Source organism: Dactylosporangium cerinum, assembly GCF_042653625.1.
Taxonomy (GTDB): domain Bacteria; phylum Actinomycetota; class Actinomycetes; order Mycobacteriales; family Micromonosporaceae; genus Dactylosporangium; species Dactylosporangium cerinum.
Genome location: NZ_JBHSIU010000012.1, coordinates 1 through 22,095 on the forward strand (window position 1 = coordinate 1; position 22,095 = coordinate 22,095).

General features: G+C 69.9%; 20 protein-coding genes, 1 tRNA gene and 1 pseudogene. 8 read left to right on the forward strand and 14 right to left on the reverse strand.

From position 1 onward, the window contains the following. Window positions 1–803: Hpt domain-containing protein (locus tag ACFPIJ_RS11775; RefSeq protein ID WP_380114771.1), on the reverse strand; the 803-nt coding region annotated here is incomplete at its 3' end. A 149-nt stretch (window positions 804–952) separates the two neighbouring features. Next, a complete protein-coding gene (locus ACFPIJ_RS11780) occupies window positions 953–1,672 on the reverse strand; it encodes a class E sortase (RefSeq protein ID WP_380114772.1) in 720 nt (239 codons plus the stop codon). Window positions 1,673–1,799: 127 nt separating this feature from the next. On the opposite strand from ACFPIJ_RS11780, the gene ACFPIJ_RS11785 reads away from it, so the two are divergent. Beyond that, a complete protein-coding gene (locus tag ACFPIJ_RS11785) occupies window positions 1,800–4,040 on the forward strand; it encodes a putative bifunctional diguanylate cyclase/phosphodiesterase (protein ID WP_380114773.1) in 2,241 nt (746 codons plus the stop codon). On the opposite strand, the gene ACFPIJ_RS11790 is transcribed toward ACFPIJ_RS11785, so the two are convergent. After that, on the reverse strand, window positions 4,037–4,534 hold the full coding sequence (locus ACFPIJ_RS11790; RefSeq protein ID WP_380114774.1) for a phosphatase domain-containing protein: 498 nt from the start codon (window positions 4,532–4,534) through the stop codon (window positions 4,037–4,039). The two genes, ACFPIJ_RS11785 and ACFPIJ_RS11790, sit on opposite strands and share 4 nt — an antisense overlap. 295 nt (window positions 4,535–4,829) lie before the next feature. Here ACFPIJ_RS11790 and ACFPIJ_RS11795 point away from each other — a divergent pair, with 295 nt between their 5' ends. From ACFPIJ_RS11795 to ACFPIJ_RS11810, 4 genes are all read left to right on the forward strand, one after another. Beyond that, a complete protein-coding gene (locus tag ACFPIJ_RS11795) occupies window positions 4,830–5,522 on the forward strand; it encodes a phosphoribosyltransferase (protein WP_380114775.1) in 693 nt (230 codons plus the stop codon). Window positions 5,523–5,589: 67 nt separating this feature from the next. Next, window positions 5,590–6,333: an ATP-binding protein gene (locus tag ACFPIJ_RS11800; protein ID WP_380114776.1), complete on the forward strand. Its 744-nt coding sequence runs from the start codon at window positions 5,590–5,592 to the stop codon at window positions 6,331–6,333. A 249-nt stretch (window positions 6,334–6,582) separates the two neighbouring features. After that, entirely contained in the window at window positions 6,583–7,635 is a 1,053-nt protein-coding gene (locus ACFPIJ_RS11805; RefSeq protein ID WP_380114777.1) for a SigB/SigF/SigG family RNA polymerase sigma factor, read from the forward strand. 86 nt (window positions 7,636–7,721) lie between these two features. Then, entirely contained in the window at window positions 7,722–8,441 is a 720-nt protein-coding gene (locus tag ACFPIJ_RS11810) for a GAF and ANTAR domain-containing protein (RefSeq protein WP_380114778.1), read from the forward strand. Between the two features lie 80 nt (window positions 8,442–8,521). Here ACFPIJ_RS11810 and ACFPIJ_RS11815 read toward each other — a convergent pair. The 7 genes and pseudogenes from ACFPIJ_RS11815 to ACFPIJ_RS11845 all read right to left on the reverse strand — a co-directional run bounded on the left by ACFPIJ_RS11815 (window position 8,522) and on the right by ACFPIJ_RS11845 (window position 15,886). Then, window positions 8,522–10,128: pseudogene (locus ACFPIJ_RS11815) on the reverse strand (S8 family peptidase). 103 nt (window positions 10,129–10,231) lie between these two features. After that, window positions 10,232–10,594, reverse strand: coding sequence for a response regulator (locus ACFPIJ_RS11820; RefSeq protein ID WP_380114779.1), 363 nt, complete (start codon window positions 10,592–10,594; stop codon window positions 10,232–10,234). A gap of 76 nt (window positions 10,595–10,670) precedes the next feature. Beyond that, complete coding sequence (locus ACFPIJ_RS11825; RefSeq protein ID WP_380114780.1) at window positions 10,671–10,865, reverse strand: hypothetical protein; 195 nt, start codon at window positions 10,863–10,865, stop codon at window positions 10,671–10,673. 31 nt (window positions 10,866–10,896) lie between these two features. Then, a complete protein-coding gene (locus tag ACFPIJ_RS11830; protein ID WP_380114781.1) occupies window positions 10,897–12,531 on the reverse strand; it encodes a glycoside hydrolase family 13 protein in 1,635 nt (544 codons plus the stop codon). Further along, window positions 12,528–13,391: a carbohydrate ABC transporter permease gene (locus ACFPIJ_RS11835; RefSeq protein WP_239136891.1), complete on the reverse strand. Its 864-nt coding sequence runs from the start codon at window positions 13,389–13,391 to the stop codon at window positions 12,528–12,530. The genes ACFPIJ_RS11830 and ACFPIJ_RS11835 overlap by 4 nt, the downstream gene beginning before the upstream one ends. Before the next feature lie 86 nt (window positions 13,392–13,477). Then, a complete protein-coding gene (locus ACFPIJ_RS11840) occupies window positions 13,478–14,476 on the reverse strand; it encodes a carbohydrate ABC transporter permease (RefSeq protein WP_380114782.1) in 999 nt (332 codons plus the stop codon). Window positions 14,477–14,545: 69 nt separating this feature from the next. After that, the gene (locus ACFPIJ_RS11845) at window positions 14,546–15,886 is read right to left on the reverse strand and encodes an ABC transporter substrate-binding protein (RefSeq protein WP_380114783.1); all 1,341 of its coding nucleotides are present in this window, start codon (window positions 15,884–15,886) and stop codon (window positions 14,546–14,548) included. Window positions 15,887–16,072: 186 nt separating this feature from the next. Between ACFPIJ_RS11845 and ACFPIJ_RS11850 the strand changes: the two genes are divergently transcribed. From ACFPIJ_RS11850 to ACFPIJ_RS11860, 3 genes are all read left to right on the forward strand, one after another. Beyond that, window positions 16,073–17,101 carry a LacI family DNA-binding transcriptional regulator gene (locus tag ACFPIJ_RS11850; RefSeq protein ID WP_380114784.1) on the forward strand — a complete coding sequence of 343 codons (1,029 nt, stop codon included), beginning with the start codon at window positions 16,073–16,075 and terminating at the stop codon, window positions 17,099–17,101. A 49-nt stretch (window positions 17,102–17,150) separates the two neighbouring features. Continuing rightward, window positions 17,151–17,288 carry a hypothetical protein gene (locus ACFPIJ_RS11855; RefSeq protein WP_203853294.1) on the forward strand — a complete coding sequence of 46 codons (138 nt, stop codon included), beginning with the start codon at window positions 17,151–17,153 and terminating at the stop codon, window positions 17,286–17,288. Between the two features lie 80 nt (window positions 17,289–17,368). Further along, window positions 17,369–17,444: transfer RNA gene (locus tag ACFPIJ_RS11860), tRNA-Lys, on the forward strand. A gap of 912 nt (window positions 17,445–18,356) precedes the next feature. On the opposite strand, the gene ACFPIJ_RS11865 is transcribed toward ACFPIJ_RS11860, so the two are convergent. The 4 genes from ACFPIJ_RS11865 to ACFPIJ_RS11880 all read right to left on the reverse strand — a co-directional run bounded on the left by ACFPIJ_RS11865 (window position 18,357) and on the right by ACFPIJ_RS11880 (window position 21,695). Further along, a complete protein-coding gene (locus ACFPIJ_RS11865; RefSeq protein ID WP_380114785.1) occupies window positions 18,357–19,196 on the reverse strand; it encodes a TolB family protein in 840 nt (279 codons plus the stop codon). Window positions 19,197–19,855: 659 nt separating this feature from the next. Further along, window positions 19,856–20,716, reverse strand: coding sequence for a competence protein CoiA family protein (locus ACFPIJ_RS11870; RefSeq protein WP_380114786.1), 861 nt, complete (start codon window positions 20,714–20,716; stop codon window positions 19,856–19,858). A 301-nt stretch (window positions 20,717–21,017) separates the two neighbouring features. Then, window positions 21,018–21,344 (reverse strand): hypothetical protein, encoded by a 327-nt coding sequence (locus ACFPIJ_RS11875; protein WP_380114787.1) that lies wholly within the window; start codon window positions 21,342–21,344, stop codon window positions 21,018–21,020. Window positions 21,345–21,407: 63 nt separating this feature from the next. Continuing rightward, window positions 21,408–21,695: a hypothetical protein gene (locus tag ACFPIJ_RS11880; RefSeq protein ID WP_380114788.1), complete on the reverse strand. Its 288-nt coding sequence runs from the start codon at window positions 21,693–21,695 to the stop codon at window positions 21,408–21,410. Window positions 21,696–22,095: the final 400 nt, after the last annotated feature.

A 22,095-nucleotide genomic window follows, 5' to 3' on the forward strand; every position in this document is an offset into this window, starting at 1 on the left:
AACTTGTCCAGCAGATCCACATCCACCCGGATCGACTGATCCGCCACGCTGCGCTTCGAGACGATGTCCTCGCCACCTCCGCCACCCTCGCCGGCTGCGGCGGGCGGCTCGGCGGCCGGCGGCGGAGGGGGCGGCGGCGCGGCGGCAGCCGGCGCAGCAGGAACAGACGCGGCAGGAGCGGGGGCGGGAGCGGGAGCGGGAGCGGGAGCGTCGGGAGCGGCCTGGACGACGACGGGCTCGACCACGACGACCTCGACCACCGGCGTCGGATCGATCACCGCGGCCTCGACGACGACCGGCGTCGCGGCGGGCGCAGGCGCGGGAGCGGCGGGCGCGGGAGCAGCGGGCACGGGAGCAGCGGGCACGGGAGCAGCGGGCACGGGAGCAGCAGGCGCACGCGCGGCGGCCGGCGCGGACCCCTCGGTGATGCAGGCGTTGACCGCCGCGATCACGCCCGTGTCGTCGCCCTCGAGTTCCTGGCCGTGCTCCTCGATCTCCGACAGCAGCCCCCGGACCGTGTCGACCATCCGCAGCAACGCGTCCGTCGTCGAGGGCGTCATCCCCTGCGCGCCGTCGCGCAACCGCGACAACAGCGACTCACCGACGTGCGTCACCTTCTCCAGGCGATTGAACGCCAGGAACCCCGACGTGCCCTTGATGGTGTGGATGGTCCGGAAGATCGACGACAGCAGCTCCCGCGACCCCGGCGCTGCCTCCAATGCCACCAGGTCCCGGTCCAGCTGATCCAGGTTCTCGTGCGACTCCACGAGAAATTCCTGAACGATGTCACCCAAGTCGCTCACGGCCAGGCTCCCTTCAGCCCTCACCGGGACAAACCACGCGTCGGGTCTGCGCACCGACCACTGGACAATCGGCACGATGCGGGGCGGGTCAAGGAGATTCGTTGTGTTACGGTAAGCGAACCGTCACGCAGGGTTGCCGCCGGAACCTGTCAGCCGAGTTCGACCGGCCGCGGGCCGTCGATGGGGTCGTGGCGGACCAGGGTGGCCTGCCGGATCAGCCGGCGTTCGGTGCTGAGTTTCGGGTCGCAGGTGACCAGCGTGAGCAGCGGCCCGGCGCCGGGCGGCGGCGGGGCGAGGACCTCGTTGCGCTCCGGCTGGACCACGCTCGCGTCGACGACCCGGTAGACCAGCCAGGTGTCCCGGGTCTCCACCACGACCGGCGCGCTGACCTCGAGCCCGTCGAGGTCCCAGAAGACGCCGGGATAGCGGTGTCCGGCGATGCCGGTGTTGCCGGTCTCACCGAGGGCCGCGGTCCCGGGGATGCGTCCGGGGCCGAGCATCAGCGCCGCCGGGTCGGATCCCTCAACGACGAAGAGCTTCAAGTGCAGCGTCGGTACGTGCAGCAGCGCGATCGGCCCGCCCGGGGGCGCACCCGTGCCGGCGGCCTCCTCGGCGGCGCCGGGAAGGCGCATCGGCGCCGCGGGCCGGCGTCCCGCCGCTTCGGCCGCCGAGGTCGCGCCGGCGCCGGAGCGTGGGGTCTCCCCTGCCCACTCGGCGGCGAGCCGGTCCTGCGCGGCGTGGACCGCGCGGACCCGGCTCCACCAGCCCCAGGCCGTCACGCCGCCCGCGGTCACCCCGGACGCGAGCAGCAGCACGGCGGCCAGCAGGAGCAGCCGGGTCGTGCGGTCGCCGCCTCTGCCGGTACCCACAAAATGGACTATAGGCTCCAAAATTTGGGCAGAACGAACTTCGGCCGCCATTCAACCGGACGGCGGACAGGTGTCGATCCGGTTCGCACCATGAAGCGCAACCGGCCCGCACCCCGGGTCCCGCCTCATGGAGGAAGTGAGGATCTGGCTCTGGTTCCTGTCGTGCGCCGCCGTGGCGTCCGTCGCGGCCGCCGCCCTGACCCCGGACAGCTTCGGCGTGTTCTGGGTCGTGGTGCAACTGGCCTGCCTCGGCGCGGCGGTGGCCGGGTTGCGCATGCATCGGCCGGGCCCCGCGGCCGCCTACTGGCTGCTGGTCGTCGGCGTCGGCGTCTCGGCGGCGTCGACCGCGGTCGAGGTGGCCGCGCCCGGGCTGACGAGGAACGCGCAGGCCGCCTACCTGGTCTGCTACCCGCTGACCGGCGCCGCGCTGTGGCTGCTGGCCAGGCACCTGCGGCCGTGGTCCTCGGCGCGCCTGCTCGACGCCGCCATCGCCCTGATCGGCCTGGCGCAGCTGGCGTGGGCGTTCGTGCTGATGCCGATGCTCTCCCGGGCCGGGCTCGACCGGATGGAGGCCGGCGGCATCACCGTCCTCGCCGGCTGTGACCTGCTGGTCGTGGCGATCCTGCTGCGCGTCGCGTTCGCGGTCCGGCCCGGCGTGGCCGCCGGGCTGCTGCTCGGCTCGGTCGCGGCGATGGTCCTCACCGACGCCGGCTACGTGATCATGTACGTCTGGAGCAGCAACGACACCGCCGCCAGCCCGGTGACCTCGATCGGCTGGCTCGCCTGGAGCTTCCTGCTCGCCGCGGCCTGCCTGCACCCGGGCATCCGGGACGTCGGCGAGCGGCCCCGCACCGCCGACGAGAGCGCCACCCCGGTGGCCGGGTTCATCGGCCTGGCCCTGCTCGGCCCGGCCGTCCTCATCGCCGACATCTGCCTGCACCACAGCGTCGCCGCGCCGTTGCGGGCCATCGTGCCGACCGTCCTCACCGCGGCGCTCATGGTGGCGATGGTGCTGCGCCTCGGCCGGGCGCTGCGGGAGCGGACGTCGCTGCAGCGGGAGCTCGCGTTCCGGGCCCAGCACGACGGGCTGACCGGGCTGGCCAACCGGGAGGAGTTCCGGACCAGGCTGCAGGCCGACATCGCCGGGACGGCGTCCGGTGCGAGCCCCGGGGTGGGGCTGCTCATCGTGGACCTCGACGGGTTCAAGGACGTCAACGACACCCTCGGACACCCGGCCGGCGACGCGCTGCTGCTGCAGGCGACCGCCCGGCTGCGCACCATCGCCGGGCCCGGCGACCTGCTCGCCCGGCTCGGCGGCGACGAGTTCGCGGTGGTCTGCGCGGACCTGGACGGCCTGGACGGCCTGGCCGCGCAGTGTGTCGCCGCGCTCGCCGAGCCCTACCTGGTCGACGGCCGCGAGCTGCGCCTCACCGCCAGCGTCGGGGTCTACTCCGGCGCGCCCGCGACGACCGGCGAGGCGTTGCAGAGCGCCGACCTGGCCCTGTACGCGGCCAAGGAAGCGGGCCGGAACCGCGCCGAACGCTACGACCCGCAGCTGCGCGCGGCCCACGTCGCGCACGCCGTCCTCGCCGACCAGTTGCGGGCCGCGGTCGACGGCGGGTCCGGGTTCGCCGTGCACTACCAGCCGGTCGTCGACGTCCACACCGGTGCCGTCAAGGCGGTGGAGGCGCTGCTGCGCTTCACCACACCCGAGGGTGCCCCGGTGTCGCCGGTGCGCTTCGTGCCCGTCGCCGAGGAGACCGGGCTGATCGGCCGGCTCGGCGCCTGGGTCCTGGAACGGGCCTGCACCGACGCGCGTGCCTGGCACGCCGCGCACGGCATCTCCGTCACCGTCAACGTCTCCGGCCGGCAGCTGCGCAACCCGCAGTTCGCCGACGACGTCCTCGCCACCCTCCGGCGCACCGGCCTGCCCGGCGCCGCGCTCGTCCTGGAGATCACCGAGACGGTCCTGGTGACGGCGACCGTCGAGGAGACCGAGGCGGTCAGCCGCCGGCTGGCCCGGCTCCGCGCGCACGGCATCCGGATCGCCATCGACGACTTCGGCACCGGGTACTCGTCGCTGGCGTACCTGCGCACCCTCCCCATCGACGTGCTGAAGATCGACCGGGCGTTCGTGTCGCGGGTCGCGGACCGGCAGGAGAAGGCGCTCTTCCGCGCCGTGGTCGAGCTGGCCCGCAGCATGTACCTGCAGCCGGTCGCCGAGGGCGTCGAGACCGACGAGCAGGCCGCCGCCCTGCGCGAGCTGGACTGCGGCTACGCCCAGGGCTTCCTGTTCGCCCGCCCGATGCCCGCCGACGCGTTGCAGGCCCTGCTCAGCGACCAGCTCGCCGCCGCCGCTGCCGGTTAGGTGCGGCCCTCGCGCTCCTGGGCGGCCTGCAGGGTCGAGGAGTGCGGGACCCAGTCGGCCAGCTGGACGGGGTGGCCGAGCTTGCGCAGCTTCGTCACCACCTCGGGGTCGTCGTCGACGACGATCGCGATCGACGACTCGCGGGCGAGCCGGGACAGCAGGCCCGCCTTGTAGTCCTTCGCGGGGCGGCGGTCCGTCGACGGGCGCATGAACAGCAGCTCCGCCGGCAGTCCGGCGCGACGCAGCCACGCGTCGGTGGCCGGGCGCAGGTGCTCGGGGCGGCCGGTGACCCAGACCAGGACGTGCTCGGCGGCGTTGCGCAGCGCCAGCTCGACGCCCTCCGGCAGGACGGGGTCACGGTCGGCGGCGGCGAAGAACCGGGCCCAGTCCTTGGGGCGCTTGTCGAGATACTTGAGGCGGTGCCGGACGTCGGCGACCACCCCGTCGATGTCGAACACGGCGAGGGCCGCGTCCCGCTGCGCTGGCGTCTCCACGGGGTCATCATGCCCGTCGGGTATCCGCGCGTCACTGCAGAATCAGCCGGTGCCAGGATTTCCGACCTGTCGGCGTTCACCCCCGGAGAAGTACGCCAAGCGGACGTTTTCGCAGCTCAACAGGCGTAGTCTTCGCACCGGGCACGGCGGTCGCGGCAGAGCGACCCAGCAGGGGACAAGGCCCGACGTGGCGGTGGCCCTACCGTGCCGATCGAAGGGGGTGTCCGCTTGATGCGGATCATGTTGGCCGGCCCTTGCAGTACTGAAGGCGTCGCCCGAGTGGAAGCCTACGGCCATGTGGCCGCCTGAGGAGGAGCGGTTCGCGGACCGGACGGCCGCGGGACGCATGCTCGGCACCGCGGTCGCGGCACACCTGCGGCAGCTCGACATGACCCACGCGCCGCTGGTCCTCGCGCTGCCCAGGGGTGGGGTCCCCGTCGGGTTCGCGGTGGCCGAGGCCATCCGAGCCGACTTCGACCTCATGATCGCCCGGAAGATCGGGCTGCCGTGGCAGTCCGACCAGGGTGTCGGCGCGATCGCCGAGAACGGTCCACCGGTGTTCGACCGCAGCGCGCTCGCGTGCGTCGGGTTGACCATCAGCGACCTCGCGCCCGCGGTCCAGCGGGAGCGGGTCGAGCTGCGGCGGCGGCAGGAGCGCTACCGCGGGTCGCGGCCGGCGGCGGAGGTGACCGGACGGGTGGTCGTCATCGTCGACGACGGGCTCGCGACCGGCGTCACCGCGCGCGCGGTAATCAGGGCGTTGCAGACCGGCAAGCCGGCCCACATCGTGTTCGCGGCGCCGGTGTGCGCGGCGGAGTCGGTGGACCTGCTCGCCAGAGACGTCAACGCGGTCATCGACATCCATTCCCCCCGGGAGTTTCACGCCCTCGGCCTGTACTACAGCGATTTCACCCCGGTCACCGACGCGGACGTCACCGACATCTGCGCCGCGGCCTGGGGCGCCGTGAAGGTGCCCACGCCGGTCTGACCGGCACGTTGGACGCACTGCCCGCCTCCAGGGTTTAACCCACCGGGGGCGGGTAGAGCGTCACCCCATGAGGGCGAGTCTTGCCGCGACCGTCGAGGTCCGCGGAGATGCGACCGTGGTGCACGTCGCCGGGAGTCTCGGCGTGAGCACCGCGCCGGTGCTGCGCACGACCGTCCTGGAATGTCTCGCCACCGAGCCGGCACACATCGTGCTCGACGTCGCGGAGCTGCGGGCCCACGACGACGTGGCGCTGACCGTGCTCCCCTCCCTCGCCCAGCACGCCGCGGCCTGGCCCGGCAGCGCGGTGAGCATGGCGGCCGCCCCCGCGCCGCTGCGTTCCGCGCTGGACCGGATGGCGGTCGCCCGGCAGATCCCCCTCTTCGCCACCACCGACGCGGCGATCGCGCACGGTGGCGCCGACACGCCTGGCGGCGAACCGCCGGGCCTGCGCGCGCGGCTGCAGCCGATGGTCGACGCGACCGCGGCGGCGCGGCACCTGGTGGACCGGGCCTGCCGGTCGTGGGGCGTCGCCCAGGTCGCCGACCTCGCCGAGCTCATCGTCACCGAACTCGTCAGCAACGGGGTGCGGCACGCGCGGACCGAACTGGAGGTCCGGGTCGGGCTGCGCCGCCGGCAGCTGCACCTGTCGGTGCGCGACGGCAGCCCGGCGCTCCCCGTCCGCGGCGCGTCCGGTGACACCCTCGCCGAGAGCGGCCGCGGGCTGCTCGTCATCGAGGCACTCACACATCGGTGGGGTTGCACACCGGTGCCCGACGGAAAAGTCGTCTGGGCGACCCTGCGCACTGGGTAAAGGTCACCCACGACCTCACCCTTTCACATATTCATTGGCAATTCCCCCGTGCGTACAGTGACCGGGAAAGCAATTCCGCCCGGTTCCACGACCGCACGCTCAACCGCGAATCGCTTGCTGCGCAACGCGATGGGATAGGGGGGAGTCTCCACCATGGAGACAATGCCCATATACAAAGACCGATTCGATTCGGCACTTTCACTGGAATCCTGGCGCCAAGGGGACGAGGAGATCCTGCGCCCTTCCGGAGTGCTCGACCATGCGGCGAGCCTCGACCTGCGACTCGAGCTCAACCAGCGACTCGACGCCGGACAGGTCAACCTGACCGTCGACCTGTCGCGGCTGCGGCTGCTCGACTGCGCCGCCGCCGACACGCTGCTCCGGGCTCAGCTGGAGGCCCAGGAGCGAGGTGGCGGGCTGCGCACCCCAGGCGCGTCCGACCTGGTGCTGGACGTCCTGGAGATCATCGGGGCGGCGAAACGCCTGCGCGCCTACGACGATCCGCCAGTCGGCGCTCCGCCGCCGGTGCCGGACGAATCCGAACCGCCGAGCCAATGGACGACCGTCAACGAGCTGCTACGCCAGGCCGCCACGATGGACGTCAAGGACGCCCGGCGGGGTGCGTTGCGGCAGCGGGCGATCGAACACAGCCTGCCCCTGGCGGACCGGCTGGCCCGCCGGTTCCACGGGATGGGCGAGTCTCCCGCCGACCTCAGCCAGGTCGCCGCGCTGGGGTTGATGAAGGCCATCGACGGCTTCGACCCCGACTACGGCACCGATTTCGGCGGGTACGCGACGCCGACGATCGTCGGGGAGCTCAAGCGGTACTTCCGGGACAAGGGCTGGGGGGTGCACGTGCCCCGGCGGCTCCAGGAGCTGCGGATCGAGATCAACCGGGTGCGGGACACGCTCGGGCAGCGGCTGGGGCGCTCCCCCACGCCGCGCGACGTCGCCGATCACCTGGGCGTCGCCGAGGACCAGATCCTGGAGGCCCTCGTGGCGTCCTCGGCGTACCGGCCGGTGTCGCTGTTCGCGCCGCTCGGCGGGGACGACGACGCGGGCACCCTCGCCGACGTGCTCGGCGACGACGACCGGGACATCGACGGCGTCGAGTTCCGCCAGGCGGTCAAGCCGCTGATCGCGCGGCTGCCGGAGCGGGAGCGGCGGATCCTGTCCCTGCGGTTCTACGGCAACCGCACCCAGGCGCAGATCGCCGCCGACCTGGGCATCTCGCAGATGCACGTGTCACGGTTGCTGTCGCGGACCCTCGAGGGGCTGCGAAGGGCACTACTCGATGGTTGAACTCGACGGTTGAGATCGAGGGCCGCCGGGTAGGAGGCCCCCGGTGCACCGCCGGCGCCGATGCCGGCGTGCCTGAAGGGGGAATTGTGACGGACCTCCACACGGTGGAGATCGCCGCTGTGCTACGCCAGCTCACCGCCCGCCTGATCGCCAGCGACGACCTCGACGAGGCCCTGGAGGACCTCGTCGAGACCGCTGCCGACCTGGTGGACGGCGCGTCGTGGTGCGCGGTAACCCTGGTGCGGGCGGGCGGACCGTCGACCGCCGCCGCATCACCCGAACTGCCGGCGACGCTGCACGACAGCCAGTACCACAGCGGCACCGGCCCGTCGATGGAGGCGATCCGCACCAGGGACCTCATCGTCAGCGACGACCTGTCGTCGGACGACCGCTGGCCGGGCTGGCGCGAGCACGCCATCCTGGCCGGCGTGCACGGCGTGCTCACCGTCCCCGTCGACATCGACGAGCAGGTCATCGGCGCGTTGACGGTCTACGCGGCGCAGCCCGGACGCTTCACCCCCGACGCGGGCCTGACGGCGATGCTCATCGCCGAGCACGCCGGGCTGCTGCTCGCCGCGGTGCTCGACCGGGGCCGGCAGGCGGATCTGCACGCGGAACTCACCGAGGCCCTGGCCGACGGCGAGACGGTCAACCGCGCCATCGGCATCATGATGGTGCAGCGGGCCTGCTCCTCGGACACGGCGCTCGAGGTCCTCCGCAGCACCGCGAACCGGCTCGGACTGCCGCTGTCCACGGTCGCGCAGCGCCTCGTCGAGACGGTCGAGCGCCGCGCAACCGTGGTCTAGGCCCTCAGCGACCCGGACATGCGGCCGCACCGGCCCGCCATCCTTGGCGAAACCGGTGCGGCCGGGTCGTGGGGCGGGCGTCAGACCGTCAGGGTCCAGCTGTCCAGGTAGCCGGTGTTGCCCTTGTACGAGTCGCGCACCCGCAGCTTCCAGGTGCCGTTCTTCAGGCGGCTGCTCAGGTTCACCGTGTAGGCGGCGTTGAGGTTCTTCGCCTTGTCCTTGGTGCTCGCGGCCTTGAGCCGCTTGACCGAGCCGTTCGGCGCGATCAGCTCGACCACCAGGTCGCCCTTCTTGGCGTGCACCACGTGGACCTCGACGCGGGCCTTCGACGACGCCTTCCCGGCGCAGCCGCTGACCACGACGCTGGTGGTGACGGTGCCGCGGTCGCGGATCGCGGCGTCGGCGGCGTTGGTGCGCACGTTGCACGGCGTCGCCGCCGGGGCGGGCGTGGCGACGACCGCGACCGGCTGGCTGACGGGCTGGCTGGCCGGCACCGTCCCGGTCGTCGCGGCGGTCGACAGCAGCCGGTTCGGCGAGCCGGCGCCGGGGTTGCCGACGACGTTCGGCACCGCCGTGGACAGCAGCGCGCTCTGCACCTGCGCCGGGGTCGCCAACGGGTACGCCGACAGGTACAGCGCCGCGACGCCGGCGACGTGCGGGGAGGCCATGGACGTACCACTCATGATCGCGGAACCGGCATCGCGGCTGTTGCTGGCCGAGGTGATCGCGACGCCGGGGGCGAACACGTCGACGCAGTTGCCGTAGTTGGAGAACGACGCCCGGTTGTCGTTCACGTCGGTCGCACCGACGGTGATGGCCTCCGGCGTGCGGGCCGGGGAGATGGTGCAGGCGTCGACGTTCTCGTTGCCGGCCGCGAGGGCGTAGGTGACACCGGAGGCGATCGAGTTGCGGACCGCCTGGTCCAGCGCCGGGCTGGCGGCGCCGCCGAGGCTCATGTTGACGACCGCCGGCTTCTGCGCGTTCGCGGTCACCCAGTCGATCCCGGCGATGATGCCGGAGTAGGAGCCGGAGCCCTCGCAGTCCAGGACCCGGACGCTGACGATGTTCACGGACTTCGCGACGCCGTAGGTGCTGCCGCCGACGGTGCCGGCGACGTGGGTGCCGTGGCCGTGGCAGTCGCTGGCGTCGGCGTCGTTGTCCACGAAGTCGTAGCCGGACCGGGCCCGGCCGCCGAACTCGCTGTGCGTCAGGCGTACCCCGGTGTCCACCACGTACGCGGTGACGTTGGCGCCGGTGCCCTGGTAGGTGTAGGTGCCGTCGAGGGGCGGCCGGCCTGGTCGATGCGGTCCAGGCCCCACGGCGCGCCGGCCTGACTGGCGGCGAGCGCGACGGTGCGGTCCTGCTGGACGTAGTCGACGAGCGGGTTCGCGGCGAGCCGCTTGGCGCCGCGCTCGGTCAGCTGCGCCGAGAAGCCCTTCAGCGTGCTGCCGAACGAGCGCCGCACCTGCCCGCCGAAGCGGTCGGCGAGCCGACTCGCGCTGCTGGCGGTGTCGCTCGCCGACACCGTGTCCTTGAGCACGACGATGTACCGGTCGCGGATCGCGCCGGGCTTGCCCGCGTCACGGATCTGCCCTTCCGCGGGAGCGGCCAGAGCCGGAGAGCCGGCGGCCACCAGTCCGGCGGCCGCCGCGGCGGCGACGAACGTGGCGCGCAGGGTGCTTCGCATCTGGCTGGCCTCCCGAAGTGGTGACGTCGTGTGTCACCAATGTTCGGGAGCCGGTGGTGCGTCCCCGGTTCACCGCGGGTTGCCGTGCGGTTGCGCGCTCCCCTCAGTGCGAGAGGCAGTTGATGGTGGCGAGGAGGCTGTTGAGGGGACGGCCGCAGGTGAGTTTCGTGTCGGCCAGGGACAGCCCGTGCACGGAGGTGGCGTGCGGCGCGTTCGCGCTGTAGAACACCACGGGCACGTCCGCGGTCGCCTGGTGGCCGCGGAAGAGGTCGAGCAGCTCGTCGCCGTCGACCCTGGGCAGGTGCAGGTCCAGCACGGCCACGTCGAAGTGCGGCTGACCGGCGGCGACGTCGAGCGCCTCCTGCGGCGTCGCGGCCGTGATCACGTGGTGGCCGCCGATCTGCAGCCTGATCGCAGTGGTCTCGCGGATGTCCGCGTCGTCGTCGACGAGCAGCACTCGGGCCATGGCAGCAGGGTTCCCTTCCCGACGGATCGCAACCGTCTCATCGGCCGGGGAACCCCACCACGTGAACACTTGCGCGTTATGCGCTCGGTCGCCGCCGGCGGATGACGATGACCGCGATCACGACGGCCACGATCACCACGATGGCGCAGCAGCAGCCGCCGATAAGGCCGCTGCTGCCGCCCACCTTCGGCTTCTTCTTCGCCACCTCGCCGCTGAACTCGAGCACCGAGGGGTTGAGGTAGCTGACGACGTATGCGAAAAGGGCGGTCATTCCGTCAAGGTAACGGGTGCTGTCACGCCCGTCATGCTCTGATCCAGGCGGTCGTGTCGGGCGGCAGACTGCCGTCGGCGGCGAGGTCTCCGCTGGCGAGCAGCACCTCCCCCGGCGGCAGCGGCGCGGGCACCCGACCGAAGTTGGTGATCACCCGGATCCCGCCGTTGCGGAAGTCGACCAGCTCCTCACCTTCGCCGGTCCCCCACTGCAGGACGCCGCGGCCCAGCTGGTGGGTCCGGCGCAGGCGCAGCGCCTCGGTGTAGAGCGACAGGGTCGAGCCGGGCACGCCGCGCTCGGCGTCGGCGGCGAAGCGTCCCCAGTCGGCGGGCTGCGGGAGCCACGACGCGGACACGCCCGGCTGACTCGGCCCGAAGCCGAACGACGGTGCGGCGGCCTCCCACGGCACCGGCACGCGGCAGCCGTCGCGGCCCCGTACCTCATGCTTGGACCGGAACCAGGTCGGATCCTGCCGCTCGTCGTCGGGCAGCGTGGTGTGCTCCGGCAGGCCGAGCTCCTCCCCCTGGTAGAGGTAGGCGGAGCCGGGCAGCGACAGCATCAGCATCGTGGCGGCCCGGGCCCGGCGCAGGCCGAGCGCCTCGTCCGGCTGCGGGTCGTCGACGCCGATGCCGCCCTGGGTGCTGTAGCCGGGTTCGTAGCCGAGGCGGGACGCGTGCCGCACGACGTCGTGGTTGGACAGCACCCACGTGCACACGGCACCGACCGGCGCGACGCCCTCGATCGACTCGATGATCGCCGCACGCTGGTCGGTGGCGGTCCACGGGGCCATCAGGTAGCTGAAGTTGAACGCCTGGTGCATCTCGTCGGGGCGGATGTAGCGGGCCATCCGCTCGGCCGGCGACACCCACGCCTCGCCGACCATCATCCGGTCGCCCTCGTAGGAGTCCAGGACCCGCCGCCACTCGCGGTAGATGTCGTGGACGCCGTCCTGGTCCCACATCGGCGGGGTTCGGTGCTCCGCGCCCGGGCTGGTGATCGGCACCTGCGCCTCGGTCCAGTCGGGCAGGCCGCTCTCCTTGATGAGGCCGTGCGCGACGTCGACCCGGAAGCCGTCGACGCCCCGGTCCAACCAGAACCGCAGCACGTCGATGAACATCTGCCGGACCTCGGGCAGGTCCCAGTTGAGGTCGGGCTGGCTGCTGTCGAACAGGTGCAGATACCACTCGCCGTCCGGGACGCGGGTCCAGGCGGGGCCGCCGAAGACGCTCTGCCAGCCGTTGGGCGGCAGTTCGCCGTCGGGACCCAGGCCCTTGCGGAAGTGGTACCGCTCCCGTTCGCTGCTGCCCGGTCCCGCCTTGATCGCTTCGAGGAACCAGGCGTGGTCGCTGGAGGTGTGGTTGGGCACCAGGTCGACGACGACCCGCAGGTTGCGGGCCTTCGCCGCGGTGACCAGCGCGTCGAAGTCGTCCAGGGTGCCGAACCGGGGGTCGACGTCACGGTAGTCGGCGACGTCGTACCCCGCGTCGTGCTGCGGCGAGGGGTAGAACGGCGACATCCACAGCGCGTCGACGCCCAGCTCGGCGAGGTGGTCAAGGCGCGACGTGATGCCGCGCAGGTCCCCCATACCGTCACCGTCCGCGTCCGCGAACGAGCGTGGGTACACCTGATAGATCACGGCATCACGCCACCAGACCAGCGAACTCACCCCTTGACTCCACCGGCCAGCAGGCCGCGAACGAAATATCTCTGCAGTGACAGGAACACGATGATCGGGATGACCATCGAGACGAACGCCCCGGAGGTCAGCCGCTGCCAGTCGTTGCCCCGGGTGCCGGCCAGTTCGGCCAGCCGGACCGTCAGCGGGCGGGTGTCCGGACCGGAGGTGAACACCAGCGCCACCAGAAGATCATTCCAGATCCACAGGAACTGGAAGATCGTCAGGGATGCGAGGGCCGGCGTGATGAGCGGCAGGACGATCCGCCGGAACGTCATCGCCGGTCCCGCGCCGTCGACCCGGGCCGCCTCGAACAGGTCCTTCGGCAGCTCGGACATGAAGTTGTGCAGCAGGAACACGCCGAGCGGCAGGCCGAAGCAGGTGTGTGCGAACCACACGGCGAAGAAACCGCCGCCCCACTCGGTGTAGTCACCCAGGATCTGCAGCAGCGGGATGAGCGCCATCTGCAGCGGCACGATCTGCAGCGTGAACACGCCGATGAAGATCCAGTCCCGGCCACGGAAGTTGAGCCAGGACAGCGCGTACGCGGCCATCGCCGCCAGGGTGACCGAGAACACCACGGCCGGCACGGTGATGGTCAGCGAGTTGACGAAGTAGCTCGCCAGCCGGCCCGAGGTCGCCGAGGTGCCGAACACGACCTCGTTGTAGTTGTCCAGGGTAAGGCTGGGATTGGTGAAGAACTTCCACCAGCCCGTGGTCTTGATGTCGTTCTCGGGGCGCAGCGACGAGACGAACAGGCCGAACGTCGGGATCGTCCAGAGGATCGCGATGATGATCGACACGACGCTGGCCGTGCGCGAGGTGAGCTTGCGCCGGACCCGGCCGGCCATCGTGTTCGCGGGGACCTCGCCGCTCTTGTAGCGCGGGCCGGCCGCGGGTGCGTTGTCGTCTTGGCCCTTTTCGAGGGAAACGTTGCTCATCGGATCTCCGCTCGCTTCCGCAGCTGCCGGGCCTGGTACACGACGACCGGCACGACGAGCAGGAACAGCACGACGGCGAGCGCGGCGCCGCGGCCCTCACCGTTGGGGTCGTCACTCAGCCGGAACGCCTGGTTGTACATCTCGAAGGCGAGCACGCTGCTCTTGAAGTTGCCGTTGGTCGACGTCCGGACGATGTCGAAGACCTTCAGCGTGGCGATGGTGATGGTGATGGTGACCACCACGACCGCCGGCCGGATGCTCGGCATCGTGACCCGCCAGAACATCTGCCACGGGGTGGCGCCGTCGAGCCGGGCGGCCTCGACGATCTCGGCGGGGATCGCCTTGATCGCGGCGGACAGGATGACCATCGCGAAGCCGGCCTGGATCCAGATCATCATGACGATCATGTAGAACGTGTTGCTCGGCGAGCTGGTGAGGAACTGCTGCGGTTCCATGCCCAGCCAGACCAGGATCTGGTTCAGCAGACCGATCTGCTCCTGGTCCGCCTCACGGAACGCGTAGATGAACTTCCAGATGATGGTGGCGCCGACCAGCGAGATCGCCATCGGCATGAAGATGAGCGACTTGGCGATGCCCTCGCCGCGGGCCTTGTCGACCAGCACCGCGTAGATCAGGCCGAACGCCGTGGCCAGCAACGGCACGCACACCACCCAGAACAGGGTGTTGCGCAGCATGATGAGCGTGTCGTCGTTGGTGACGATCCAGGTGTAGTTGTCCAACCCCACGAACTTGCCGCGGGTGTTGTTGTAGAACGACAGCGTCACCGTGCGGACCAGCGGGTAGACCAGGCCGATCGCGAGCAGGATGAGCGCCGGGCCGAGGAAGCCGAACATATGCAGGCGTTCCTTGCCCTTCCCCCACCGGGGCAGGATGTCGAGCACGAACAGAAGGCCGCCGACCACGGCGACGAAACCGCCGATGAACAGCAGAGCCGGCCAGATCTTCGCGACGTCTTCGGAGAAGTCATAGTCCATGGGGGTGTCCTCCGACCGGCCGGCTCCGACGCCGTGGTGCTCTGGCGCCGGAGCCGGACCTTCAGCTGCTTACTTGGGCCAGGTGCTTTCGATGTAGTCCAGCGTCGCCTTGGTGTCCTTGGTGCCGTTGATCCAGTCGGTCATACCGGTCCAGAAGGACTTCGAGCCGACGGCCGCGGGCATCAGGTCGGAGCCGTCGAACCGGGCCACGGTGGCCGGGTCCTGCAGGATCTTCACCGAGAGCTTGTCGATGGAGCCGGTGACCAGGCTGACGTCCAGGTTCTTGTTCGCCGAGATCCAGTCACCGAGCTTGGCCTTGCTGTTGGCCCACTCGGCGGAGGCGAGGTAGGTCTGCACCTTGACGACCTCGTCGCGGTCCGAGAACGCGGAGACGAACTCGCCGGCGACCAGGACCGGCTTGCCCTTGGCGGGGTCCACGGCCGGGAAGTAGAACGCGAACACGTCGCCGTCCTCGGCCACGTTCGTGCCCTTCGCCCACTGGTTGGAGTAGAAGTTGGCCTGGCGGTGCAGACCGCACTTCTTGTCCTTGACCGGCAGGCCACCCTCCTGGAAGGAGGTGGTCACGATCGTCTTCGGGTTACCGACGTACTTGGGGTTCTTCAGGATCGACGCGGTCCGCTCGGCGGCCGACACGATGCGGGGGTCGTTGAACGGGATCGTGTGGTTGACCCACTGGTCGTACACGTCCGGACCCTGGTCGCGCAGGACGATGTCCTCGATCCAGTCGGTGGCCGGCCAGCCGGTCGCGTCACCGGACTCGATGCCCGCGCACCACGCCTTGATGCCCGTCGCCGCGATGTCGTCGGAGAGCTTGATCATCTCGTCCCAGGTGGTGGGGACCTTGTAGCCCTTCTCCTTGAACAGCTGCGGCGAGTACCACACCAGCGACTTCACGTTCGCGCCCAGCGGCACGCCGTAGATCTTGCCGTTGACGGTGGCGTACTTGGCCCAGTCCTTCGACCAGTTCTTGTCGAGGTTGGCCTTCACCGGCGCGGGCAGCTCCTTGAGCTGGCCCTTCGTGGCGAACGAGGCGAGCAGGCCGGGCTGCGGGAAGACCGCGATGTCCGGCGGCTGACCTCCGTCGGCACGCACCTTGATCTGGGTCTCGAACTCGCCGGACCCCTCGTATTCGATCTTGATGTTGGTGCACTCCTCGAACTGCTTCCACGAGGAGGTCAGCTTGTCAGCTTCAGCATCACGGATCGTCGCGTAGATCGAGACGGTCTTCTTCTTGTCGACCTTGTATTGCGCGTAAGGCGCGCACTCGGGTTTGTCGGCGCTGGTTGAGCCGGTGTCACTGCCACTGTCACCGCAAGCGGCGGCGGCGAGTGCCAGCGCGGCCACACCGGCGAGCGCGAACGCCCGACGCCGCCTCGAGAGGACAGCCATGGTTAGCCTCCTTTGGCTAGACCCGGTCCGGGCGAACAGCTCCGCCCACGTACCGGTGTGCTGTGTCCCTCGGATGTAAGCGTTTGCAAGGTCGGTTTGTCGAGCCCTTCGGCAGGATTGATCGATAACGAGTTAGCAACACGGTGGACATATTGCTGTTGCGCAGAGTGTTGCTAGCCTCCCCGTGTGGCCGACGTTCCCGTGCCCGTGAGCATGGAAGACGTGGCCCGGCTGGCGGGGGTCTCCACCGCCACCGTGTCACGCACCCTCCGAGGGCTGCCCAACGTCTCCGACGAGACGCGCGACCGCGTGCTGCAGGCCGCGGCGTCGCTGTCGTACGTCGTGTCTCCGATCGCCTCCCGCCTCGCCAGCGGCCGCACCCACACCGTCGGGGTGATCGTCCCGTACGCCGCCCGCTGGTTCTTCGGCCAGATCGTCGCCGGCGCCGAGTCCGTGCTGCGCGAACACGGCCTGGACCTGCTGCTGTACAACATCGGTGACGTCGCCGCCCGGCAACGCTTCTTCGGCCAGCTCCCCCTGCGCCGCCGCGTCGACGCCGTCCTCGTCGTCGCCATGCAGTTCACCGACCCCGAGACCGCCGACCTGCGCAGCCTCGGCGTCCCGATCGTCGCCGTCGGCCACGACGTCCCCGGCGCCGGCTGCGTCCGCATCGACGACGTGGCAGCGGCCACCTCTGCCATCCAGCACCTCCTCGGCCTCGGCCACCGCCGGATCGGGATGATCTCCACGTACGCCGACCAGGCGATGTTCCTACCCGTCGCGCACGAACGCCGGCGCGCCTACCTCGACACCCTCACCTCCGCCGGCCTGCCCGTCTGCGACGAACTGGTCATGTCGGTCCCGCACGGCCTCGACGGCGGCGAACAGGCCATGCGCCGCCTCCTCACCCTCCCCGACCCACCCACCGCCGTCTTCGCCGAATCCGACGAACTCGCCTTCGGCGCCCTTTCCGCCCTTCGCCGCACCGGCCGGCACGTCTCCGTCATCGGCTTCGACGACCACGAGCTCAGCGCCCTGCTCGACCTCACCACCGTCCGCCAGCGCGTCTTCGAACAGGGCGTCCTCGCCGCCGGCATGCTCCGCCGCGCCATGACCGTCAGTGACTGGACCCCCGAAGAGCTCCTCATGCCCACCACCCTCGTCCTGCGTGCCTCGACCTGGCCCGTCGCGGTTAGGACCGCCAGCACCGGGTAGCTCGCGGCCCGTTGGATTCCCTTCGGTAGCACTTCAGGGGGTTAGTGCCATGACCGAGATGCCGGTGACCTGGGAACAGCCGGACGACGAACTCGAGGACCTGATCGGCCCCGACACGGACCTGATGGACCAGGAGCCGGAGCAACCCACACCGACGGACTTCTTCTGGGAGGACGACGAGGAGTAACGCACCGCACAGGCCGGACGGGGGGTATCTCGTTTTTGGGGCCCGGCAAGGGCATGCTAGAGTTTCCTCCGTTCAGCCAGGCGCCGCTAGCTCAACTGGCAGAGCAGCAGACTCTTAATCTGCGGGTTGTAGGTTCAAGTCCTACGCGGCGTACCAACGATCAAGGCTCTGAGCTGGGCTTATGCCCAGCCGGAGCCTTTTCCGTGTCCAGCCCCGCCCGGATGGGTGCTCGGTGGGTGCTCGTCCGCGTCCGTGCGTCCAAATCCACCACGATGAGCTACGGCCCCCGCCGTCTAGGGGACCAACAGGCGACCGGTGGCTACAAGCAGCGAGGACGACGGCGCTGACCGCGGAGCCGGCCCGGCCCCGCTCCTTGCCGGCCACAAAACTCGATCGCAGCCAGTGACCGGCGGGCCGTCGAGACGACGCGCCCGCCCATCTCGCCACAGGGCTGTACTGCTAGATCGCGCTACCTCCGATCACATTCGGAACACATTCGGAGCACGAGGGTCGGTGGCCGCGCGCCCACCGTTCGGTGTGGAGCGACGGCTTCAGCGAGCCGATGCGTGCGCCGTGCTACTTGAGCAGCACCCGGATGATGGTGTTTTGTCGGTCTCATCGAGTGCGGCGGAGGGTGCGATCACGAACCGGGCGGCGAGTTCGTGCGACGACGCTCTGGCGTGCGCGTCCCGCTGGAGCGTGACGGCGATGGGCAGCGGGTCCGCCGCCGATTCCTGGTCGGGGTCGTCGGCACCGGTCCGGTGGAACAGGGCAGCCCGCGCCGGAGGCCGGTATCGCGCCCGACCATGTCCCGGTGCTCTTCATCCGACCATGGGCACGAATGAGGAGGCCCCCGGCGAACCGGGGACCTCGGCGGTGTTTCTCAGGTGTCAGCAAGAGAGCACAGAAAGGGAAAGGCCTTCAGTCACCGCTGCGCGGACGATACCACCGAAGATCCAGTCATGCGCTCGCCTGAACGGACTCTCTTGGGGCTTCGCGGTCACAGTGCCTCGCTGACCGACCTTCATTGCGGGGGACCTGCGTGTCGTGCAGGATGGGGCGCGGCGGTCAGGTCCAGTCGGGGAAGCTCTCGCTGTCCGGCAGGTGCCGGATCAGCCGCAGGCCGGTGCTGTCGGCGTTGACGACCCAGAGGTCGTCGAGGAACGTGCCGGTGCGGTTGCTGCCGAACGCGATCCGCCGGCCGTCGGGGGAGAACGTCGGGCCGGTGTCGAAGTACGGTCCGGACGTCACCTGCCGTAGGTGTGTGCCGTCCGGGTCACCCGTCCACACCGACGACGCGGTAAACACGTCCCGTTCGAAGACGAGCCGGCGACCGTCCGGTGACCACGCCGCCTGGTGGTCGTAGTCGGGGGAGGCCGTCACCTGCCGCACCGCGCCGGTACGCAGGTCCAGCAGGTACACGTCGCCGACGTCGCCCTGCTCCGACCCACGGGTGAACGCCAACCGGGTCCCGTCCGGTGACCACGCCGGCTCGAAGTCCAGGTCTGGGCCGGACGTGAGCACCCGCAGGTCCCCGCCGTCCGCGGCGCGCATCGTCGCCAGGTGGAACCCGTCCGGGCCGACGAGGGTGAACGCGATCCGGGTGCCGGTGGGGTCCCAGACCTGGTCGCGGGCGTCGACGCCGTGGGTGAGTTGCCGCTGGTCGGTGCCGTCAGCGCGCATCGTCCAGACGGCGCCCGGACCGAACGGTGCCGGGGTGTGCCAGAACGCGACCTGCGTCCCGGCGGCGTTCCACGTCGGACCGAACTCGTGCCGGTCCGGTGTCGTCGTCAGCCGGCGCAGGTGCGAGCCGTCCGGCCGGATCACGTACAGGTCGTTCTGGGTCAGGTCGCCCGCGGCTGCCTCGGCCTGGAACACGAGCTCGCCGCCGCCCACCGGCGCGGCCAATGCGGCCAGGGCGGGTGCCGCGACGGGAAGGATGGTGCCGAGCTGGGATTACATCCAGTCGGAGTTCTTTCGTCTATGGCCCTGGCCATTTGCGTTCCCAGCGGGTGCTCGGCCGCGTCGGTGTATCCAAATCCACCACGGCGAGCAACGGCCATCGCCGTCCAAATGACCACAGCCAACCGGCGGATACGACGACCAAGGCCGACGAGCGCTGACTGCCAATGGGTGGCCCACCCGCGCTTGCACCCGACCCCTGAATTGTCGCCGTGCTGAACGGCACAGGCCCTGCCGCTGCCAGATCGCGCTACGCCGATCAAATCCGGAGCACGTAGGCCAGCAGCAACGCACCCGCCAGCTGAAAATCGCCGCGCTTGCAGTCGTCGGGCCGCCAGGACTCAGACTCTGAACCTGCGGATTAAAAGTCCGAATTTTACATATTTAAATAGTTCAGACGGTAACGGAGTATCATCCGTGTCGAGTCGATGACCGTCCCGGTGCATCCGTACTGGTCCTGGCGCTGTTGACGCTGCGTAGCAAGCCCCCGAGGTGGCACCTCGGGGGCTTTTCCTTTTCTGTCCGCGTGCGTCCGTCCAGCTTGGTGAACATCCGAGCAACCAGCGAGAAACCACAGCGGCTGGGGTCTCTGGCGTCTGTCGGGGTTATGGGCTTGAACTGGGCGTGTTTCGCTGTGCGGCTTCCTCCGCCGCGGCGGCGCGGCGTTGGTCGCGTTCGTTGTCGAGGAGTTCCGTAACGTCCGGCGGGAGTTGGATGCCGGCCGCGGTGAGGCGGAAGTGGGTGAGTGGCCGGGATGCGAATTCGATACGGTCGCGTGGGCAGGGTGGATGGTGCCAGTCGTAGACGGCGGGGTTCTCGGCGAGGTACCAGTCGTGGCCCACCTCGTGGGGTGCTCCGTACCCGATTGCCAGGTGCGCCGGCTCGACGTCAAGTTTCCAAATCGGCAGCCCGTTGCTGAGCATGATCCGTGGGAGTTGCCGAAGTCCCGGACGCCACAGCCACACGTCGGTAATGCCGCCGTCGGCATAGGTTTGATGGCGGGTCAGCCAGTCCGGGTCGGGGAGCAGTTGGCTTTGGAGCTCGACGGCGAGTTGAGTATCGCCGGCGAAGGTCACCATGACGTCGGCGCGGCGGCGGCCGTCGAGGAGCCATTCCTCGATGTCGACGGTCTGGACATCGGGCATGGTGGCCGCCCAGTGGGCGATGAGGTGTTTGCCGGCGCTGTGCCAGATGGTCTCGGGGCTGTGCCCGTGGGTCGGTGCCATGCCAGGTGGATGGGCGAAGTGCGCGCGGCGGGCGCCTTCGTGGCGTCCGCGGACGACGAGCGGGACGATGGTGCCGGTCGGGGTCTGGTCGCCGAGGTAGCAGTGGTGGCAGATCAGGGTGCTGTCACCGCGTCGGTGGCTCTTGGCATGCCATACCGGCAGTGGCTCGTCGTCGATGTGGACTTCCCTGCCGGTGTCCAGGTCGTAGCCGACAACGAGAAGGTCGGACGCTGTGGTCATGCTTGCTCCTGCGTCGAGGAAGGGATGGGCCTGTTGCCGTCGGTGCGCGGCGCTGGCCGACCTACCGATGGCCTCCGCCGACCTTGGGTCGCAGTGACCAGCGTTTCGCTGCTGCTACGCCTTGACGCTCGCTCCACAGGTGGTGATCGTGGATGGAGAGAGTCCAGCCCTGGTTGTGGCGTGGCACGAGCTCGCCGACGCCGAACTGACCGAGGAGGTGCGTCATCAGCCAGCCGTCGCTGGCGCCAGCCGTGGGGATCGGTGACGGGCAGGCGAAGACGTACAGGGGGCCGTATCCGTTTCAGTCGGTGTGCGTGTAGTCGACGGCCTGCCGCGCCCATTGGGTGAACTTGGCGGTGCTGGAAGGGCCTTGGCTCGCCAGTTTGAACTCGACCCCGAACGCTGGCCTGTCGTCCTTCCAATCGCTGGGGTCTCGAGGGCGCAGCACGGCGTCGATCCGCAGCTGGCGTCCCGAGCAGTGACGGCCGTCGACCTCTGTCTCGATCTCGAAGTGTGGGCTGAGGATGCCCAGGACGCGTTCGGCGAGTTCGGCCTCGTTGGCGAAGCGCGGCATCGGCAGACGCCGGTTGTACCGGACAACATTGCGGGGCGCCGGCGTCGGCAGCACGTGGTGCTCCTGCAATGCCCTGATCGCGGCGTACGCGTACGGGACCGCAGCCCCGAACTCACCTCAGACATGCCGACCACGCTCGCTGCGCAGGTTGCTGTCCCACATCGCCTCGGCGACAATCTGCTCCGCAGAGGTACGTCCCGGTTGGACCGTGGGCAAAGTACGCGGTCTCGATGGCGCCACCTCATCAGCTGTAGCCGAGGTGAGGCCAGGGTCCGACACCAAGTCGATGCTGACCCCACCGTCACCCCAGAGCAGCGTGCCGGAATCCCAGTCCAGCTCGGTGTGGGCGCGGTTGCGCATCAGCCAGTCATAATTCTTCAACGCACGACGGGTCTCATCCAGCACCAGACAACGGTATCCGTCGATCGCACGTCCGATGCCGTACCAACTTCCTCGCGCTACCCGGGCTTTCGCCTTCGGCCCATGGCGGTGAGCGCCACGATCTGACAGCGACGCGAAAACCCCTCATGCCGCATCGGTTCGAGCCGGTCCGGTGCGGCGTGCGTGAGGAAGGCCGACGAGCGACTCGCTCAACGCCCTGAGCGGTCCAAGATAGCGATCGAAGCCAGTAGCCTACTGCGTATTGGTGGCGATGCGCCGCCGCTACGACCGTCTCCACGACGAGCCACTACGCCAATGGTGCGGACACCGTGCCGTCGCCTCCTCACAAGCGATTCCTGGCAGCCGAAGCCGAGATTCGGCGCCTGGTCATCCTCGTAACCGAAGTCATCAAGGCCCTCGTCGC

What these genes read in the sequence shown, in the direction of transcription:
- ACFPIJ_RS11835 (WP_239136891.1), bottom strand. Translation starts at nt 13,391, where the DNA reads ATGGCCGGCCGGGTCCGGCGCAAGCTCACCTCGCGCACGGCCAGCGTC.
- ACFPIJ_RS11795 (WP_380114775.1), top strand. Translation starts at nt 4,830, where the DNA reads ATGTGGCCGCCTGAGGAGGAGCGGTTCGCGGACCGGACGGCCGCGGGA.
- ACFPIJ_RS11800 (WP_380114776.1), top strand. Translation starts at nt 5,590, where the DNA reads ATGAGGGCGAGTCTTGCCGCGACCGTCGAGGTCCGCGGAGATGCGACC.
- ACFPIJ_RS11870 (WP_380114786.1), bottom strand. Translation starts at nt 20,716, where the DNA reads ATGACCACAGCGTCCGACCTTCTCGTTGTCGGCTACGACCTGGACACC.
- ACFPIJ_RS11855 (WP_203853294.1), top strand. Translation starts at nt 17,151, where the DNA reads ATGACCGAGATGCCGGTGACCTGGGAACAGCCGGACGACGAACTCGAG.
- ACFPIJ_RS11845 (WP_380114783.1), bottom strand. Translation starts at nt 15,886, where the DNA reads ATGGCTGTCCTCTCGAGGCGGCGTCGGGCGTTCGCGCTCGCCGGTGTG.
- ACFPIJ_RS11840 (WP_380114782.1), bottom strand. Translation starts at nt 14,476, where the DNA reads ATGGACTATGACTTCTCCGAAGACGTCGCGAAGATCTGGCCGGCTCTG.
- ACFPIJ_RS11825 (WP_380114780.1), bottom strand. Translation starts at nt 10,865, where the DNA reads ATGACCGCCCTTTTCGCATACGTCGTCAGCTACCTCAACCCCTCGGTG.
- ACFPIJ_RS11820 (WP_380114779.1), bottom strand. Translation starts at nt 10,594, where the DNA reads ATGGCCCGAGTGCTGCTCGTCGACGACGACGCGGACATCCGCGAGACC.
- ACFPIJ_RS11785 (WP_380114773.1), top strand. Translation starts at nt 1,800, where the DNA reads ATGGAGGAAGTGAGGATCTGGCTCTGGTTCCTGTCGTGCGCCGCCGTG.